Here is an 18,015-nt window from a genome sequence, read left to right on the forward strand (position 1 = left end):
AGAGCTATTAAGGGGTTTGTTTTAGGGGGTTAAGAGGGGGAAAGCACGATGAAACTATTAAAACCAACGCATGAATATAGTGAACAAATTATAGAGTATCGGGAGGCTTTTTTACATGCAGGAGAACAACCACACGGTAGTAGCTCTTTACAAAATTTTGATTCCCTAGCTGAATGGTTTGAAAAAGTGAGTATACAAGAAGTAGGAGAAAACTTACAAGCGAATCGAGTGCCATCTAGTCAGTTTTTAAGTTTTGAAAAAGGGGAACTTATAGGTTTTGTGAATATTAGACATAGATTAAATCCAGAATTATTAAGGGAAAGCGGCCATATTGGATATAGTGTCCATCCGAATAAACGTCGCCACGGTTACGCTACGAAACAACTAAAGCTTGCATTAGCTGAAGCGCAAAAATTAGGATTGCAGAAAGTATTAATAACTTGTGATAAATCCAATATCGGTTCTGCTAAAACGATTCAAAAGGTTGGCGGTGTGTTAGAAAATGAGGTAGTTTCTTCTCATACTGGTGAAATTGTTCAGCGTTATTGGGTAGAAATTTGATTAAGTGTGAATTTGAAAAGGTAATATAATATGCAATATCGAAATAGATAAATGAAGAGTAAGGGGAGTACTGCAGTTTTAGGGGGGAATGAAATGGGATTAAGAGAGAAAGCGATAGAAATGTCGGAGATTTATAGAAAAAACCCGAAAATCGAAGCTATTATTTTAGCAGGTTCAGTAGCTAGAAAATTAGAGGATGAACATTCAGATATTGAATTACATATTTTATGGTCGGAACCACCAGAGGATGAGGATCGTAAAGAACCTATTAATCATATTGGTGGAAAAATTTCATCATATTATCCTTACGAGGAAGAAGAATGGTCGGAGACGTATTTGACGAAAGAAGGAATTAAACTAGAGATTAGTAATTTTTTAACAGTGACCGTAGAAAAAATTATTTCAGAAGTTGTAGAGCAGTATGATATCAATTATGAGAAACAATGTATTGTATCATCCATTCATGATGGTGTGAGTTTGTATGGAGAAGTGAAAGTACATACTCTAAAAGATAGAGTTGAAGCGTATCCAGAAGAATTGGCGCAAAAAATGATTGTAGAAAACCTTTGTTTAAGCAATCGTTGGCATAATCGAGAGGCTCTTTTAAAACGAAAAGATTGGCTTATGCTATATGATGTTATTTGTGAAGTTCAAAGAAATATATTTGGAGTCTTATTTGGTCTGAACCGCATGTACGTGCATCATCCTGCATTTAAATGGATGCCATATAATGTGGAACGAATGGGGATTAAGCCTGAAAATTTATATGAGCGTATGGCGAATATTTTAATAGGACATCCAGAGAATAGTGTGAAAGAGTTAGAATTGTTAATGGGAGAGGTATTACATTTAGTAAAACAATATACTCCAGAATTAAATATTGCGGAGCAACAAAAACGCATTCAATATGCAAAGTAAAAACAAAAGATGTAACAACGAGTTACATCTTTTGTTTTTTTATTTTACTAATTTTCTTAGTACAGGTAAACGTTGAATACGATTACCAAGAATATGTGAAGCGAGTCCACTCGTTAATACGAATAAAAGGTAAACAAGCCCTCCTGCCGCACCACATATAAATACAATGAGCAGTGATTCGATATAAGATTGGCCAGGAATAATCCAGCTTATAATTGCTTTTAATGCAATTACAACAGCAGACATTGCTGCGGAGTATATCGTAATAAGAAATACTGTTTTCACCGTTTCACCAATTTTAAATTTCGCAAACTTAATGATGCAATACAACATAATAATATTCGAAACGAGGTATCCGAGAATTGTTCCAAGTACAGCACCGTGTCCACCGAATAAGTGTAAAAGTGGTATGTTTACTACAATCTTCACAAGAATACCGATTGAGAATGCAATCATTGTTTTTCTTTGATAATCAATGCCTTGTAATATAGCTGCAGAAACTGTGAAAATCGCACCTAATATAGCAGAAGGTGCAAATGAAATTAAATATTGTGATCCATCAAGTGCAATTTTAGGATCTACATAAATCATTCGGAATGCATCGTAAGCGATGCTAGCAAGACCAAATGCAGCTGGGATAGTGAAGAATAACAATACTTGGAATATCTTCGAAATTTGTTCTTGTAATTCTTCTAGTTTTCCGCTTGTAAATGATTTCGTTATAGCCGGAATAATTGTTAATGAGAATCCAGTTGCAAGTGAAGCCGGAATCATAATTAACTTTTGTGCATAGTTCGTTATATAAGCGAAAACTGCATTCGCGGTTTCTAAAGGCTCTCCCATCGCTCTAAGGACATCAGCTACGGTATATTGATCTACTAACGTATAGAGTGGAATTGCAATACCCACAAATACAATTGGGATTGCATATCGAAGTAATTCCATATAAATATTTCGTAATGGAATATCGGATGCCCTTGACTTTAATTCACCTTCAGGAGGCTTTAATCCGTTATACTTTTTCCAGTACAGCATTAAAATAGAGGCGCTGGCAAGTGCCCCGATAACAGCACCGAATGTAGCAACAGCAACAGAAGAGGCTACGGAACCTCCAAATATTTTGGAAACGATGAAGCTACCAACTAAAATGAAAACAACGCGTGCGATTTGTTCTACGACTTGAGAAACAGCACTTGGTTTCATATGTTGAAAACCTTGGAAATAGCCGCGTGTAACACTCATAGCCGGTACGATAATAAGTGCGAAACTTAATGCCCGCATTGTAAGTGTTACGTCAGCGATAAATTGTGGATTTGGCGTTTTAGAGCGAATAATAAATTGTGATATGTAAGGCGCTCCAATAAATAAAATTAAAAATCCTAAAAAGCCCATAAATAGCATTAATTTTATGCTCGAGCTATACAATTTTTTACTTGTACTATAATCACCGAGTGCATTATGTTTTGCAACAAATTTGGAGACGGCAATAGGAATACCGGCAGTTGAAAAGCTTAATAAAATACCATACCAAGTATATGCATATCCGTATAAAGCGACCCCTTGTGTTCCAACTAATAATTGAAAAGGGAAGAAATATATAAAACCTAAAATACGTGAAATCATTGTTGCGCCGCTTAGTAAAGCAGTACCTTTTAAAACTTTTGAAGTAGACAAAATTTGTTCCTCCTACTCATGTTGCCTTGCATGTATCTCGCTATTTGAGGGCAGTAAGACTCCTACCTCAAAATGAGGCTGGAGAAAGAAGTTAAGTGGGAGCCCTGCTACTACGAGTAAACGCAAAATTGGTGAAACTTTAATCAGTGGGGCATCCTCCGCTGATTAAAGTTTCACTTTACCGTATACTACTATAAACCTGTTAGAGAAGTTAATACAGTATAAACCATATAAGTTCAAATACTATTCATACAAAAGTCATATTTCAAATTTTTAAATAGAATATAAGACATAAAAACTTAAAATATAAGTTGACACTATTTTTAATGTGTGATAAAAATGATAGTAATCAATTCGGAAAATAATATTTGGGCAATGAAAGGGTATAGTAATGAAAATCTCCCTATTTCAGAGAGCTGATGGTTGGTGTGAATCAGTATATAGATTATTCATGAAGTTCGTCCTGGAGCATCTTTCATAAATCTCACATTATGAGGAAATGGAAGACGGTAGTTTATACCGTTATCAAATAAAGTGGTGAAGATTTTTTCACAACTAGGGTGGTACCGCGATATTTATCGTCCCTACGTATTTACGTAGGGACGTTTTTTATTTAGGTCCTAACTTTGCTGTGGCTTCATAACTAGGGTGGTACCGCGATATTTTATCGTCCCTACGTATTTACGTAGGGACGTTTTTATTTAGGTCTTACTTTTGTTGTATCTTCATAACTAGGGTGGTACCGCGATATTTTTGTCGTCCCTACGTATTTACGTAGGGACGTTTTTTTATTAGGGAGGAAGTGAACGTATTAGAAAAAAGTATTGATAGAACAATATAAATACCAAATTATAAAACAGAAAAAGATAAAGAGAGGAGATTAACAGATGAATTCACAGCAATGGACATCGAAATTAGGTTTCGTATTAGCTGCAGCAGGTTCAGCAATTGGTCTTGGGGCGATTTGGAAATTCCCATATATGGCCGGCATCGGAGGAGGCGGCGCATTCTTCCTTATTTTCATCGGTTTCACATTATTAATTGGTTTACCGCTATTATTAGCCGAATTCGTTATTGGGAGAAGTACACAAAAAGAGGCCGTTGATGCGTATAGAGAAATCGCACCGAAAACGTTATGGCCGTGGTTAGGTAAATTAGGAATTGTAACATGTTTCATATTACTTTCTTTCTACAGTGTTGTAGGAGGATGGATTTTATTATATTTATGGAATGCAATTACAGGTAGACTGTGGGAAGGAAATGGGGCGTACGAAGCTACGTTCGGTGAAATCATTTCCAATCCGTATTTAGCAGTCGGATCACAACTATTATTCATCCTTATTACTATTTTCATCGTAAGTAAAGGTGTACAAAATGGTGTTGAAAAAGTAAATAAATATTTCATGCCAGCACTATTCGTTTTATTCTTTGTCTTAATTGTTCGTGCACTTACATTAGACGGTGCTGGTGAAGGAGTTCGCTTCTTCTTACAACCTGATTTCTCAAACGTAACGTCAGAAATTATTTTATATGCGATGGGGCAATCGTTCTTCTCATTATCTGTCGGTGTAGCCGTTATGGTAACGTATAGCTCATACTTACCGAAAGAAGAAAGTTTACCGCGTTCAGCATTTTCTATTGTAGCTTTAACGCTCGTTATTACATTACTTGCAGGACTTGCGATATTCCCGGTTGTATTCGCATTTGGAATGGAACCATCTCAAGGACCAGGATTATTGTTTATCGTATTGCCAGCTATTTTCAGTAAAATGGCGTTCGGAAAATTATTCTTCATCGTTTTCTTATTACTATTCTTCTTTGCTACTATTACATCAGCAATTTCGATGTTAGAAATTAGCGTTGCATCTTTAACTGCAAAAGGTAAAGGGAAACGTGAAAAAATGGCTTTAATCGTTGGATTATTAATCTTCGTTGTTGGAGTACCATCAGCATTATCATTTGGTATATTAAGTGATCTGAAGATTTTTGGAAAGACTATTTTTGATTTATCGGACTATGCAGTTAGTAACGTATTAATGCCGCTTGGTGTTCTATTAGTTTCTATCTTTGTTCCTTTAAAAATGAAGAAAGATGTATTAATGAAAGAGCTTGGTGTAAGTAAAAATAAAGGCTATAAACTATTCGTATTATGGTTATTCTTACTTCGCTATATCGCACCAATTGCGATTATTATCGTATTCCTAAATGCACTTGGAATTATTTAACAAAAAGGTAGCGTATCGTTATATGATACGCTACCTTTTTTATCCTTTTATTTGCCGGGCAGTAAGACCCCCACCTCAAAACTCAGCGAAAGCGAAGAAGTTAAGTGGGGGATGGGCACCCCCCCACTGATTAAAGTTTCACCTTATTTTGCTCTTTTTTGCAGTTCATTTACTGTGACGAATTGATATCCCTCTTTAGATAAAGAGTCTAAAATACCTTCAATGGTCTGTAAATTTTTATTAGATTTATCATACATAGGGTGTAATAAAATGATAGAACCTGGTTTTACATTTTTATTAACGTAGTCAATTTTATCAGCTGTAGATTTATAAAAAGTATCAGGCTCAAGATCCCACGTAATCGTTTCAATATTATTTTTATTTAAATAATAGGGTAGCCCAATTAATTTTTTTCCGTTAGGGGGTCTAAAATCAATTTCGTCTGTAAATCCTGTTTGGCGGATGAACGAATTCGTCTTTTCAATTTCTTCTTTAATAAAAGAAGGTGTTTTAAAAACCATTCTGTTATGAGAATACGTATGGTTTCCAAGTTGATGACCTGATTGAACAATTGCTTTTCCTAATGGTAAATTGTGTTCTAATTCGTTTCCGATAACAAAGAAAGTAGCTTTTGCATTGTATTTATCCAGTAACGGTAATATTTGTTTTACATTGTTAGTAGGACCATCATCAAAAGTTAAAGCGATCACTTTTTCATTAGTTTCTATGTGATTTGTTAGATTTCCAAATAATTGAAAGTTTCTTGCGTTCATTAATTTGTACGTTCCGAATAATGCTATGATAATAAAGAATAGCGTAACGATTGTAATGATAATTTTTTTCTTCATAATGTAACCTCACAATGATTTTTGATTCAATAAAAAGTATTATATCAAAATTAATTATTTATTGCTGAAAAAGCATGAAGATGCAAGGAGAGGAAATTTATCATATAATAAAATGCAAAAGGTATATTAGGAGGTGTTTATATGGCGATTATAATTCAATTGCCAGACACTGCAGCGTCTCATGCAAAGCCAAGTATGGAAATGGCGATACTTTGCGTGAGGTAGACAAGTAATATACAATCGCCTAAATGAGCTCGTATCATTTTTTATATTTGGCTTTGCACCTTATTGAAATGAATCATAAAAATAAGGGGCGAGCAGAGATGAAATACGTAAAAGCTGCGGCAGTTTTACCAGAAAGTTTAATTGCTGAAATTCAAAAGTATATACAAGGTGAAACAATTTACATTCCAAAACAAGAAACGAAACATTATAAATGGGGTACACGATCTGGAGGAAGAAAACAATTAGATGAAAGAAATAACGCGATTAAAGCAGCATTTAAAAGCGGAATTGCTATTCATCAACTTGCAGAAGAATATTTTCTTTCCGGAGAAACGATTAAAAAGATTGTGTATTCTAAGTGAAAAAAAGGAAAGAGTCTGGTTCAAATATTATTTTGAATCAGACTCTTTTTGTTTTGTATTTATTGGATGTGAATGGACATGATAATAGCGATAATGTGCCGTTTTTTACTAAATTGGATACATAGCATTTGAGTGAAAAGCAGAAAGGTGAACATATATGAATCATCTTGGACAAATAACGATAGAACTTTTTGTTGGTTTTTTTGTTTTATTAATTGCTACTAAAATATTAGGTAAAACACAAATATCGCAGCTAACACCTTTTGATTTTATTTCTGCCATTGTTCTCGGAGAATTGGTTGGAAATACTATATATGATCCGGAAATAAAAGTATGGTCTATTTTATATGCTGTACTTGTATGGGTAGTGTTAATTTATACAATAGAAGTAATAACACAAAAATTTAGAGGAACGAGAAGTTTTTTTGAAGGCTCTCCGTCAATCATTATCCGTAATGGATATATTGACCGGGAACAACTAAGTTCAAATCATTTGGATATTAACCAATTACAGCAAATGCTTAGGCAACAAAAAGATATATTTTCAATTCGAGAAGTTGAGTATATGATATTGGAACCTAACGGAAACATAAGTGTATTGAAAAAAAGTAAATATGAATCTCCTACTATAAATGACTTAAGTTTAAAACATAAGCCTGTATACTTACCGATTTCATTAATTAGTGATGGGAAAGTAGTTAAGGATAATTTGAGGGAAGCAGGTTTTGATGAAGGATGGCTTTATAAACAAATAAAGCAAAAAGGAATTACTAAATTTGAAGACGTATTATATGCAGAATGGAAAACAGACGATGGTTTCTTTTGTCAGGAAATGCAGCGGTAGAGAATAGGCGATGTATGTAATGTTTGTTTCTAAGTTATCTTTTACATATCAAAAAACTGAATCATTGTATACAATAAAACTAGATCAACAATTTGTATGGAGTGATAAAGATGGAAGCGTTTATTAGAAGTGATCAATATAATTTTATAAAATCACAAGCTTATATTTTAGCAAACGGGCATGCAACGGCAAATGATAGAGGAGTAATTCAAGCGTTAAAATCACTTGCAATTGAAAAGATAATACATGTATTTGAGAATTTAACGGATGAACAGAAAGAGTTAATCGATACGGTATTAACAGTTCAAAATAGAGAAGATGCAGAATCGTTTTTAATGAAAATAAATCCGTATGTCATTCCGTTTCAGGAAGTTACAGCGCAAACATTAAAAAAATTATTTCCTAAGGCGAAAAAGTTAAAACTTCCTGATATGGAAGAACTGGATATGAAAGAATTATCTTATTTAAGCTGGATTGATAAAGGATCCAGTAGGAAATTTATTATAGCGAAAAATGATAAGAATAAGTTTGTTGGTCTGCAAGGAACTTTTCAAAGTTTAAATAAAAAAAGCATTTGTTCATTATGTCATGGGCATGAAGAAGTAGGAATGTTTTTAGTGGAAATTAAAGGTGATGTACCAGGAACTTTCGTTAAAAAGGGAAACTATATTTGCAAAGATGGTGTAGCTTGTAATCAGAATATGAAATCACTTGATAAATTGAACGATTTTATTGAACGATTGAAGAAATAAAGAAGGAACCTCTAGTATTTAAACTGGAGGTTTTTATTTTTTGAAGAAGTAATAATAGGCTTCTTTTGTAGCTGTAAATTTATAAAAAAAGTTGGGGCATTTATAATGAAATTAGATAAAAATATCTATTTGGATACAGTTGCTTATATGCAAGGAGGAAAAACATGAATTACATTTCACCGAAAGAAGAAATGTTAAAAGCGAAACGGTGGCCTAAAGATACGATAGCGGCAGGTCGTGGTCATACCGTTGCTCTTAAATTGGATGGCACGGTAGTAGCAGTGGGGCGAAATAAAGAAGGAGAATGCAATGTAAGCAGCTGGTGTGATATTGAAGCAGTCGCAGCGGGTAATGTTCATATGGCGACGAACACGGGTAATGCACATACAATCGGTCTTGCATGTGACAGTACTGTGGTAGCTGTGGGTTGGAATAAGCATGAACAATGTGATGTACACGATTGGTATAATGTTGTAGCGGTTGCGGCAGGGTGGCGTCGTACCTTTGGCCTAAAACCGGATGGCACAGTAATAGTGGTGGGACGAAATAAAGAAGGAGAATGCAATGTAAGTAGCTGGCGTGATATTGTGGCGGTCACGGCGGGTGACTGGCATACAATCGGTCTTAAATTGGACGGCACAGTGACCACTGTGGGGAATAATCGATATGGCCAATGCGATGTAAGTGGATGGTGTGGTATGGTGGAGTTGGCGGCAGGTTATCTTCATACTGTTGGTTTGAAATCGGATGGAAAAGTGATGGCAGTGGGTAATAATAAACTTGGTCAATGCGATGTAGGCGGCTGGAAAGATATTATGGCAATAGCAGCTGGTACGAATCATACAATCGGACTTAAATCAGACGGTACCGTGGTGGCAGTCGGCTGGAATGAGTATGGTCAATGTAATGTAAGCGATTGGCGTGATATTGTAGCGATAGCGGCGGGTTGTGCGCATACGGTCGGTCTGAAATTAGATGGCACGGTGGTAGCAGTAGGTGATAATACATATGGTCAATGCGACGTAAGTAGCTGGTGTAACATCCGATTGCCTGGCAAATAGTTAATTCGTAACAAATCACTAGTAATATTATTCTATTTTAGGAGTAATTATGGAATGGGATATGTAAAAAAATAATCAAAATTAAATTTGCTGAAAAAGAATCCTTTTAAAAAGGGGTTCTTTTTATTTTTCCGTAAAATGAGGGTCTAAATGGAATTTTTGAACAAACTTTATTTCAAAGCTACAGTAGAACAAATAAATAAAGCATAGGAGAGTTGAAGAAATGCTTAAAAAGTTTTTGCTTTCTTTACCGGATGTTTTACTTGTATGCATTGTTATCTACATAACATACACAACTACTCTTAGTTTTGTACAGATGTTAGTAATTTCAATTGCAATCGGAATCGTCGGTGGTCTTGTTATAAGAATTTGTAAGGATGTATTCACGTATATAAGGTGGACAATTAAACAGAGGAAATCTTGAATATGTTGTATTGCTATTAGGAGGAGAGGAAATGACTAAGAAAAAGAGTAGAGTGAAAAATGAAATAGCACTTTGGACATTAACAGCGGTTGTTCTCATCATTGTATTGTACTTTTTTCAAAGATAAAAACGCATCGCACTTTGAAAAGAGAGTACGATGCATTTTTATTATTTTTTTTGCCAATTTTCTTTTATAAAGTCTGCACGGCCAGATTCTTTTTGCTCAGTAGCATATTTCTCTGGGTTCTTTTTATAGAAATGTTGGTGGTATTCCTCTGCTTCAAAAAAAGGTGCAGCCGGGCGAATTTCAGTTACGATTGGATCTTTAAACATTCCGCTTTCAGTAAGAGCTTGTTTTGATTTTTCAGCAAGCTCTTTTTGCGTTTCGTTATGATAAAAAATAGCGGTGCGATAAGATGGACCACGATCAAAGAATTGTCCGCCATCATCAGTTGGATCGATTTGTGGCCAATATAAATTTAGCAATTTTTCATATGGAAAAATAGAAGGATCGAATGTAATTTGTACAACTTCTAAATGACCAGATGTACCAGCTTTTACTTGTTCATATGTTGGGTTTTCTACATGACCACCTGCATAGCCAGAAAGCACTTTATGAATACCAGGAAGTTCATCAAATGGCTTTACCATGCACCAAAAGCAACCGCCTGCGAAGGTTGCGAGTTCGTATGTTTTTTCGGACATTGTTGTAATCCTCCTAAATGTATATGTTTTATATAGTATTATATAAATTGTTTTATTGCGCAATAAAAAAGATTTGAAAATATATGTTTTTTATAAACAAGATCCTCCACTCACATCAATTAATTGTCCAGTAACCCAGCGGCTGTCTGGAGAAGCGAGAAATGCAGCAGTATCGGCAATGTCTTCTACTTCACCTAAGCGATTGAAAGCGGAAATAGTAGTAGCGTACTGCTTCATCATCGGGTCGCTCAAGAGTTCTGCATTCATATCTGTTTTAATAAATCCTGGAAGTATTGCATTCACCGTTATTCCTCGTGCTCCAAGCTGTTTTGCTAGCGTAAAAGTCATTGTATTAATAGCGCCTTTCGTCATACTATATGCAACGAAATCAGGTAAAGAAATGCGGGTCGCAGCGGATGAAATATTAATAATTCGGCTATTGTCACGTAAACGTGGCAGTGCTTGTTGAATGATAAAGAATGGTGCTTTTGCATTTACTGAAACAATTCTATCAAAAAATTGTTCAGTTGTTTCTTCAATAAAAGCACCAGGACCAATGCCGGCATTGTTTATTAAAATATCAAATTGTGTTTCACCAGTGCGCTTTTGTAATTCAGTATCTAAAGCGTTATAAAGGTTTTCTACACCGTGTAAGGATTCTAAATTTGCGCCGATAGAAAAAGCTTGGCCACCATTTGATCGAATTTCATGAACAGTTTCTTCAGCGTCATCTTTTCGATTACCGTAATGAACAGCAACCAATGCACCGTCATTTGCTAAACGTTTAGCAATAGCACGTCCAATTCCTCGGCTTGCTCCTGTAACTAATGCCACTTTTCCTTTTAACATATTTTTCTCATCTCCCCATAAATTTTATATGTTTGTCAGTAGTTTTTCTTTATGTAGTAATGCGAACATACTTAAGTAATATATGAGTATGTGTAAGAAGTTCATTCCGATTTTGTTTTGAGAAAAAATAAATAGATTTCTAGTAAATAGAATGAATTTTATTTTTTTCTAAAAACATGTTGACAATGAAAAGAACAACGTCCTATAATACGTGTAACAAATAAAAGTTAATTAAGAATTTTCTAACTTTATATGTTGTATATGCAAAGAAGAGGAAAGTAGATGATTATGATCGTTTCAGAGAGCTACTCCTAGGCTGTGAGAGTAGTAGCAATCGAATCATTGAAGATCACCTCGGAGCATCGCTTGCGAAAGGGAAACTGAGTAGAGGGCGGCGGCATCGTCTCCGGTAAAAGGACGGGGGTCTGATTGGACCTACAGAGCTTATATTTCGCGAGAAGTATAAGGAAGCTGAGTGGTAACGCGAAACTCTCGCCTCAGCAATCAAAGCTACTAAGTTGTAGTAGTTGATTGCTGAGGCGAGAGTTTTTCTTTTATAAAAATAGAATAAAAGAATGCGTGGAAGAGGAGAGTAAATGATATAGATTGTTTCAGAGAGCTGCCCCAAGGCTGTGAGGGTAGTAACAATCGAATCATTGAAGATCACCTCGGAGCACTACTTTTGAAAACTAGTAAAAAGTAGCGGAATTGTTTCCGATAGAAAAACAAAAGTCTAATTGGACTTGCAAAGCTTATATTTCGTGAGAAGTGTAAGGAAGCTGAGTGGTACCACGATTCCCTCGTCTCAGCAATGGGTTGCTACAAGTATGTACGTAATCGATTGTTGAGATGAGTATATTTTTAAGGTTTGTATACTGAATATTCTGTTAAAATACTCATCTCAGCAATCGATGTAGAAATAGATTGCAAAAATAGAGAGAAAAAAAGAGGAGCGATGTGAGATGGGTAACCAGTACATTTATATGAATGGGGAATTTGTAGAAAAAGAAAAGGCAGTTGTTTCAGTATATGATCACGGTTTTTTATATGGAGACGGTGTATTTGAAGGGATTCGTAGTTACGGAGGAAATGTATTTTGTCTAAAAGAACATGTGAAACGATTATATGAATCGGCGAAATCTATTTTACTGACGATTCCAATGCCGGTAGAAGAAATGGAAGAAGCCGTTTTACAGACACTTCAAAAAATGAATACGCTGATGCCTACATTAGATTAATTGTTTCAAGAGGAAAAGGGGATTTAGGGCTTGACCCGAGGAGTTGCGTGAAACCGAGCGTAATTATTATTGCAGAACAATTAAAGTTATTCCCTCAGGAATTTTATGATAATGGACTAAGCGTTGTATCTGTAGCATCAAGACGTAATACGCCAGATGCATTAGATCCACGTATTAAGTCAATGAACTATTTAAATAATGTACTTGTAAAAATTGAAGCAGCGCAAGCAGGCGTACTCGAGGCGCTTATGCTTAACCAACAAGGATATGTTTGTGAAGGGTCTGGAGATAATGTTTTCATTGTGAAAGATGGAAAAGTGCTAACACCTCCTTCGTATTTAGGGGCGCTAGAAGGTATTACGAGAAATAGTGTTATCGAGTTATGTGAGCGTCTTAATATCTCGTGTGAGGAAAGGCCATTTACTCGCCATGACGTATATGTAGCAGATGAAGTGTTTTTAACAGGAACGGCAGCAGAGTTAATTCCAGTTGTAAAAGTTGATTCTAGAGAAATTGGAGATGGGAAACCAGGAAGTGTAACGAAACGATTAACTGAAGAGTTTAAAAAATTGACGAGAGAAAGAGGAGTACGTGTTCCAGGACTGGCGGAAAGTTTAGCGTAGAAAGGGAGAGGAGTTAATCGAAATGGAGGAACAGTATACAACATGTGAGAAATTACAGTGCGAAGAAGTGACAGGTGCCGGACACGTTATTCAATGCTTGAAAAAATTAGGTGTAACGACTGTTTTCGGTTATCCAGGCGGAGCGATTTTGCCAGTATACGATGCGTTATATGGAAGTGGATTGAAGCACGTTTTAACTCGTCATGAGCAAGCTGCCATTCATGCGGCTGAAGGGTATGCGAGAGCTTCTGGAAAGGTCGGGGTAGTCTTTGCTACCTCTGGACCAGGAGCGACGAATTTAGTTACGGGCTTAGCAGATGCTTATATGGATTCGATTCCTTTAGTAGTTATTACAGGGCAAGTTGCAACGCCTTTAATTGGTAAAGATGGATTTCAAGAAGCTGATGTTGTCGGAATTACTGTATCTGTTACGAAGCATAATTACCAAGTTCGTGAAGTAAATCACTTATCACGTATCGTGCAAGAAGCTTTTTACATCGCTAATAGTGGGCGACCGGGACCGGTATTAATTGATATTCCAAAAGATATTCAAAATGCAAATGTGACAAGTTTCTTTAATGAAGAAGTTAACATTCTAGGATATAAACCGGAATTTGTACCAGACAGTATGAAACTGAGAAAGGTGGCTAAAGCAATTTCAAAAGCAAAGCGTCCCCTTCTATATATTGGAGGAGGCGTCATTCATTCAGGTGGATCTGAAGAACTCATCAAGTTTGCAAGAGAGAATCGTATTCCAGTCGTTTCAACTTTAATGGGACTAGGTGCATATCCGCCGGGAGATCCATTGTTTTTAGGAATGCTCGGTATGCATGGTACGTACGCTGCAAATATGGCAGTAACAGAATGTGACTTACTACTTGCTTTAGGTGTTCGCTTTGATGATCGCGTAACAGGAAAATTAGAACTTTTTTCTCCACATTCGACAAAGGTACACATTGATATTGATCCTTCGGAGTTCCATAAAAATATAGCTGTAGAGCATCCGATTGTAGGGGATGTGAAAAAAGCGTTACACATGCTGTTACATATGCCTATGTATACACAAGCAGATGAATGGCTTCAAAAAGTGAGGAAATGGAAAGAAGAATATCCTCTTTCCTATAAACAAAAAGAATCCAATTTAAAACCACAGCATGTGATTGATTTAATAAGTGAATTAACGAATGGTGAAGCAATTGTCACGACAGAAGTAGGACAGCATCAAATGTGGGCTGCTCACTTCTATAAAGCGAGAAAACCTCGTACTTTTCTTACCTCAGGTGGATTAGGAACAATGGGATTTGGTTTCCCAGCAGCTATTGGTGCCCAGCTTGCTAAAGAAGAAGAACTTGTCATCTGTATTGCGGGCGATGCTTCTTTTCAAATGAATATTCAAGAACTGCAAACAATTGCAGAAAATAACATACCTGTAAAAGTATTTATAATAAACAACAAATTTTTAGGGATGGTAAGGCAATGGCAAGAAATGTTTTATGAGAATCGTTTATCAGAATCAAAAATTGGATCACCTGATTTTGTAAAAGTAGCAGAAGCATATGGAGTGAGGGGGCTAAGAGCAACAAATGCAACAGAGGCGAAAAAAGTGATGTTAGAAGCTTTTGCGCACAAAGGTCCTGTCGTAGTTGATTTTTGTGTAGAAGAAGGTGAAAACGTATTTCCGATGGTTCCGCCAAACAAAGGGAATAATGAAATGATGATGAAGAGGTGGGAAGAATGAGTCATACTTTTTCACTAGTTATCCATAACGACCCAAACGTCTTATTACGCATAAGTGGAATTTTTGCTCGGCGTGGTTATTATATTTCTTCATTAAATTTAAATGAAAATGAAATGGAGTTAACAACAGTTTGTACAGAACAAGAAGCAACATTACTCATCAGTCAGCTGAAAAAATTAATCAATGTACTACAAGTAAACAAATTATAAGGAGTGTATGGAATATGAAAACGTATTATGAGCAAGATGCAAAAGTAGAGTTATTACAAGGGAAGGCAGTTGCGGTAGTCGGATATGGATCTCAAGGTCATGCCCAAGCACAAAATTTACGTGATTCTGGTGTGGAAGTTGTAGTTGGCGTTCGTCCTGGTAAGTCATATGAAGTAGCGAAAGCTGATGGGTTTGAAGTAATGTCCGTTTCAGAAGCGGTTCGAACCGCACAAGTTGTACAAATGTTATTGCCGGATGAACAACAAGCACATGTTTATAGAACAGAAGTAGAAGAGAATCTTCGTGAAGGGCAAATGTTACTTTTCTCACATGGATTTAATATTCACTTCGGACAAATTAATCCGCCAAGTTACGTAGACGTAGCGATGGTCGCACCAAAAAGCCCAGGTCATCTCGTTCGCCGTGTATTCCAAGAAGGAAATGGTGTTCCGGCATTAGTTGCAGTGCATCAAGATGCAACCGGCACGGCATTACATGTAGCTCTTGCATATGCAAAAGGTGTAGGTTGTACACGTGCAGGTGTAATTGAAACGACATTCCAGGAAGAAACAGAGACAGACTTATTCGGTGAGCAAGCTGTGCTTTGCGGCGGAGTAACTGCACTTGTAAAAGCTGGTTTTGAAACGTTAACGGAAGGCGGATATCGTCCTGAAATTGCATACTTTGAATGTTTGCATGAATTAAAGTTAATTGTTGATTTAATGTACGAAGGTGGATTAACGAACATGCGCCATTCTATTTCAGATACGGCAGAGTTTGGAGATTATGTAACAGGATCAAGAATTGTTACAGATGAAACGAAGAAAGAGATGAAACGAGTACTTACAGAAATTCAGCAAGGTGAATTCGCGAAAAAATGGATTTTAGAAAACCAAGCAGGTCGTCCAACATACAACGCGATGAAAAAAGCAGAACAAAATCATCAGTTAGAAAAAGTAGGAACAGAGCTTCGTGAAATGATGAGCTGGATTAAGGAACCAGAAAAGAAAACGTTAGTAAAGAAATAGATTAAGAGAATATAAGTGAAAAATACGTAAGAGGGGATTTGACAAGATGAGAAGCGACATGATTAAAAAAGGTTTTGATAAAGCGCCACATCGTAGTTTATTAAAAGCAACTGGTTTGAAAGATGAGGATTTTGATAAGCCGTTTATTGCGATTTGTAATTCTTTTATTGAAATTATTCCAGGGCATAAGCACTTGAACGAGTTTGGGAAACTTGTAAAAGAAGCCGTTCGTGCAGCAGGTATGGTACCATTCGAATTCAATACAATTGGAGTAGACGATGGTATTGCGATGGGACATATCGGTATGCGTTATTCGCTTCCGAGTCGTGAAATTATTGCAGATTCAGTAGAAACGGTTGTAAATGCACATTGGTTTGACGGCATGATTTGTATCCCAAACTGTGACAAAATTACACCAGGTATGATGATGGCAGCTCTTCGTATTAACATTCCTACTGTGTTTGTTTCAGGTGGACCGATGGCAGCTGGGAAAACATCTAAGGGGGAAGTTGTTGACCTTAGTTCTGTTTTTGAAGGGGTAGGAGCTTATCAATCTGGGAAAATTTCAGAAGAAGAATTAAAAGATATTGAAGATCATGGCTGTCCATCTTGTGGCTCTTGTTCCGGCATGTTTACAGCGAACTCTATGAACTGTTTATGTGAAGTATTAGGTTTAGCCCTTCCTGGAAACGGTAGTATTTTAGCAATTGATCCAAGACGTGAAGAGTTAATTAAACAAGCAGCAGAGAAACTGAAAATTTTAATTGAAAGAGATATTAAGCCGCGTGATATTGTAACAGAAGAAGCAATTGACGATGCTTTTGCACTTGATATGGCGATGGGTGGATCAACGAATACAGTATTACACACGCTAGCACTCGCACAAGAGGCAGGGCTAGATTATGATATGAGCCGTATTGATGCTGTTTCAAGACGTGTACCGCATTTATGTAAAGTAAGTCCAGCCTCTAACTGGCATATGGAAGATATTGATCGAGCGGGTGGAATTAGTGCAATCTTGAAAGAGATGAGCAGAAAAGAAGGGGTACTTCATTTAGACCGTATTACGGCTACTGGGCAAACATTAAGAGAAAACATTGCTCATGCAGAGATTAAAGATAAGGAAGTGATTCATTCTCTTGAAAACCCTCATAGTGAAGAGGGGGGCTTACGTATTTTAAAAGGAAATCTAGCGAAAGATGGAGCGGTTATTAAAAGCGGGGCAACCGAAGTAAAACGATTTGAAGGACCTTGCGTTATTTTTAATTCACAAGATGAGGCACTGGCTGGCATTATGCTTGGGAAAGTGAAAAAAGGAGATGTAGTTGTCATTCGTTATGAAGGGCCAAGAGGCGGACCGGGTATGCCTGAAATGTTAGCACCAACATCAGCAATCGCTGGAATGGGATTAGGTGCTGAGGTTGCATTATTAACGGACGGACGTTTCTCTGGAGCTTCACGTGGCATTTCGGTAGGGCATATTTCACCAGAAGCAGCTGCGGGTGGAACAATCGCACTACTTGAACAAGGGGATATTGTATGTATTGATGTTGAGGAACGCTTGCTAGAAGTAAGAGTGAGTGATGAGGAATTAGAAAAACGTAAAAAAGAATGGAAACGACCAGAACCGAAAGTGAAAACGGGCTGGCTTGGACGATATTCTCAGATGGTAACATCGGCGAATACAGGTGCAGTTCTAAAGGTGCCGAATTTTGATTGAGTCAAAATAAA

General features: G+C 36.6%; 16 protein-coding genes, 1 pseudogene and 3 other annotated features. Of the genes and pseudogenes, 13 read left to right on the forward strand and 4 right to left on the reverse strand.

Annotated features, from left to right (window positions below; translation table 11 throughout):
- Positions 1-48 precede the first annotated feature (48 nt).
- Positions 49-561, forward strand: coding sequence for a GNAT family N-acetyltransferase (locus JDS98_RS05635; protein ID WP_000771302.1), 513 nt, complete (start codon positions 49-51; stop codon positions 559-561).
- Positions 562-654: 93 nt separating this feature from the next.
- Positions 655-1,479 carry a DUF4037 domain-containing protein gene (locus JDS98_RS05640; RefSeq protein WP_199633630.1) on the forward strand — a complete coding sequence of 275 codons (825 nt, stop codon included), beginning with the start codon at positions 655-657 and terminating at the stop codon, positions 1,477-1,479.
- 39 nt (positions 1,480-1,518) lie between these two features.
- Here JDS98_RS05640 and JDS98_RS05645 read toward each other — a convergent pair whose 3' ends face one another.
- Positions 1,519-3,153, reverse strand: a complete 1,635-nt coding sequence (locus tag JDS98_RS05645) for a putative polysaccharide biosynthesis protein (RefSeq protein ID WP_097958997.1) — start codon at positions 3,151-3,153, stop codon at positions 1,519-1,521.
- A gap of 366 nt (positions 3,154-3,519) precedes the next feature.
- Positions 3,520-3,742: a binding site (T-box leader), on the forward strand.
- A 298-nt stretch (positions 3,743-4,040) separates the two neighbouring features.
- Here JDS98_RS05645 and JDS98_RS05650 point away from each other — a divergent pair.
- Entirely contained in the window at positions 4,041-5,378 is a 1,338-nt protein-coding gene (locus tag JDS98_RS05650; RefSeq protein ID WP_001088191.1) for a sodium-dependent transporter, read from the forward strand.
- A gap of 143 nt (positions 5,379-5,521) precedes the next feature.
- On the opposite strand, the gene JDS98_RS05655 is transcribed toward JDS98_RS05650, so the two are convergent.
- The gene (locus JDS98_RS05655; protein WP_097958999.1) at positions 5,522-6,226 is read right to left on the reverse strand and encodes a polysaccharide deacetylase family protein; all 705 of its coding nucleotides are present in this window, start codon (positions 6,224-6,226) and stop codon (positions 5,522-5,524) included.
- 323 nt (positions 6,227-6,549) lie between these two features.
- Here JDS98_RS05655 and JDS98_RS05660 point away from each other — a divergent pair, with 323 nt between their 5' ends.
- The 5 genes from JDS98_RS05660 to JDS98_RS05680 all read left to right on the forward strand — a co-directional run bounded on the left by JDS98_RS05660 (position 6,550) and on the right by JDS98_RS05680 (position 9,894).
- On the forward strand, positions 6,550-6,813 hold the full coding sequence (locus JDS98_RS05660; RefSeq protein WP_000878303.1) for a CD3324 family protein: 264 nt from the start codon (positions 6,550-6,552) through the stop codon (positions 6,811-6,813).
- Positions 6,814-6,970: 157 nt separating this feature from the next.
- The gene (locus tag JDS98_RS05665) at positions 6,971-7,657 is read left to right on the forward strand and encodes a DUF421 domain-containing protein (protein WP_001015969.1); all 687 of its coding nucleotides are present in this window, start codon (positions 6,971-6,973) and stop codon (positions 7,655-7,657) included.
- 110 nt (positions 7,658-7,767) lie between these two features.
- Positions 7,768-8,409 (forward strand): FusB/FusC family EF-G-binding protein, encoded by a 642-nt coding sequence (locus JDS98_RS05670; RefSeq protein ID WP_000387067.1) that lies wholly within the window; start codon positions 7,768-7,770, stop codon positions 8,407-8,409.
- Positions 8,410-8,573: 164 nt separating this feature from the next.
- Positions 8,574-9,470: an RCC1 domain-containing protein gene (locus JDS98_RS05675; RefSeq protein ID WP_097959000.1), complete on the forward strand. Its 897-nt coding sequence runs from the start codon at positions 8,574-8,576 to the stop codon at positions 9,468-9,470.
- A 223-nt stretch (positions 9,471-9,693) separates the two neighbouring features.
- Positions 9,694-9,894: a hypothetical protein gene (locus JDS98_RS05680; protein ID WP_000913388.1), complete on the forward strand. Its 201-nt coding sequence runs from the start codon at positions 9,694-9,696 to the stop codon at positions 9,892-9,894.
- Between the two features lie 168 nt (positions 9,895-10,062).
- Here the strand turns inward: JDS98_RS05680 and msrA are convergent, their stop codons facing one another.
- Both msrA and JDS98_RS05690 read right to left on the reverse strand, forming a co-directional pair.
- Positions 10,063-10,599 (reverse strand): peptide-methionine (S)-S-oxide reductase MsrA, encoded by a 537-nt coding sequence (gene msrA / locus JDS98_RS05685; RefSeq protein WP_097879500.1) that lies wholly within the window; start codon positions 10,597-10,599, stop codon positions 10,063-10,065.
- A gap of 90 nt (positions 10,600-10,689) precedes the next feature.
- On the reverse strand, positions 10,690-11,448 hold the full coding sequence (locus JDS98_RS05690; protein WP_000911813.1) for an SDR family oxidoreductase: 759 nt from the start codon (positions 11,446-11,448) through the stop codon (positions 10,690-10,692).
- A 257-nt stretch (positions 11,449-11,705) separates the two neighbouring features.
- Positions 11,706-11,951: a binding site (T-box leader), on the forward strand.
- A 68-nt stretch (positions 11,952-12,019) separates the two neighbouring features.
- Positions 12,020-12,259 (forward strand) — a binding site (T-box leader).
- A gap of 151 nt (positions 12,260-12,410) precedes the next feature.
- Here JDS98_RS05690 and ilvE point away from each other — a divergent pair.
- The 5 genes and pseudogenes from ilvE to ilvD all read left to right on the forward strand — a co-directional run bounded on the left by ilvE (position 12,411) and on the right by ilvD (position 18,004).
- Positions 12,411-13,309 (forward strand): annotated as a pseudogene (ilvE, locus tag JDS98_RS05695) (branched-chain-amino-acid transaminase).
- A gap of 22 nt (positions 13,310-13,331) precedes the next feature.
- Positions 13,332-15,047 carry an acetolactate synthase large subunit gene (ilvB, locus tag JDS98_RS05700; RefSeq protein ID WP_097959002.1) on the forward strand — a complete coding sequence of 572 codons (1,716 nt, stop codon included), beginning with the start codon at positions 13,332-13,334 and terminating at the stop codon, positions 15,045-15,047.
- Positions 15,044-15,256: an ACT domain-containing protein gene (locus JDS98_RS05705; protein ID WP_000019908.1), complete on the forward strand. Its 213-nt coding sequence runs from the start codon at positions 15,044-15,046 to the stop codon at positions 15,254-15,256. Before ilvB ends, JDS98_RS05705 begins: the two co-directional genes overlap by 4 nt.
- A 14-nt stretch (positions 15,257-15,270) precedes the next feature.
- On the forward strand, positions 15,271-16,284 hold the full coding sequence (ilvC, locus tag JDS98_RS05710) for a ketol-acid reductoisomerase (RefSeq protein WP_097959003.1): 1,014 nt from the start codon (positions 15,271-15,273) through the stop codon (positions 16,282-16,284).
- Between the two features lie 46 nt (positions 16,285-16,330).
- Positions 16,331-18,004: a dihydroxy-acid dehydratase gene (gene ilvD / locus JDS98_RS05715; protein ID WP_001255829.1), complete on the forward strand. Its 1,674-nt coding sequence runs from the start codon at positions 16,331-16,333 to the stop codon at positions 18,002-18,004.
- Positions 18,005-18,015: the final 11 nt, after the last annotated feature.

The sequence above is a fragment of the Bacillus cereus group sp. N11 genome, assembly GCF_016483605.1.
In the GTDB taxonomy this organism is placed as follows: Bacteria; Bacillota; Bacilli; order Bacillales; family Bacillaceae_G; genus Bacillus_A; species Bacillus_A toyonensis.

What these genes read in the sequence shown, in the direction of transcription:
- JDS98_RS05690 (WP_000911813.1), bottom strand. Translation starts at nt 11,448, where the DNA reads ATGTTAAAAGGAAAAGTGGCATTAGTTACAGGAGCAAGCCGAGGAATT.
- JDS98_RS05670 (WP_000387067.1), top strand. Translation starts at nt 7,768, where the DNA reads ATGGAAGCGTTTATTAGAAGTGATCAATATAATTTTATAAAATCACAA.
- ilvD (WP_001255829.1), top strand. Translation starts at nt 16,331, where the DNA reads ATGAGAAGCGACATGATTAAAAAAGGTTTTGATAAAGCGCCACATCGT.
- JDS98_RS05675 (WP_097959000.1), top strand. Translation starts at nt 8,574, where the DNA reads ATGAATTACATTTCACCGAAAGAAGAAATGTTAAAAGCGAAACGGTGG.
- JDS98_RS05680 (WP_000913388.1), top strand. Translation starts at nt 9,694, where the DNA reads ATGCTTAAAAAGTTTTTGCTTTCTTTACCGGATGTTTTACTTGTATGC.
- JDS98_RS05640 (WP_199633630.1), top strand. Translation starts at nt 655, where the DNA reads ATGGGATTAAGAGAGAAAGCGATAGAAATGTCGGAGATTTATAGAAAA.
- JDS98_RS05660 (WP_000878303.1), top strand. Translation starts at nt 6,550, where the DNA reads ATGAAATACGTAAAAGCTGCGGCAGTTTTACCAGAAAGTTTAATTGCT.
- ilvC (WP_097959003.1), top strand. Translation starts at nt 15,271, where the DNA reads ATGAAAACGTATTATGAGCAAGATGCAAAAGTAGAGTTATTACAAGGG.
- JDS98_RS05665 (WP_001015969.1), top strand. Translation starts at nt 6,971, where the DNA reads ATGAATCATCTTGGACAAATAACGATAGAACTTTTTGTTGGTTTTTTT.
- JDS98_RS05635 (WP_000771302.1), top strand. Translation starts at nt 49, where the DNA reads ATGAAACTATTAAAACCAACGCATGAATATAGTGAACAAATTATAGAG.
- ilvB (WP_097959002.1), top strand. Translation starts at nt 13,332, where the DNA reads ATGGAGGAACAGTATACAACATGTGAGAAATTACAGTGCGAAGAAGTG.
- msrA (WP_097879500.1), bottom strand. Translation starts at nt 10,599, where the DNA reads ATGTCCGAAAAAACATACGAACTCGCAACCTTCGCAGGCGGTTGCTTT.
- JDS98_RS05705 (WP_000019908.1), top strand. Translation starts at nt 15,044, where the DNA reads ATGAGTCATACTTTTTCACTAGTTATCCATAACGACCCAAACGTCTTA.
- JDS98_RS05655 (WP_097958999.1), bottom strand. Translation starts at nt 6,226, where the DNA reads ATGAAGAAAAAAATTATCATTACAATCGTTACGCTATTCTTTATTATC.
- JDS98_RS05650 (WP_001088191.1), top strand. Translation starts at nt 4,041, where the DNA reads ATGAATTCACAGCAATGGACATCGAAATTAGGTTTCGTATTAGCTGCA.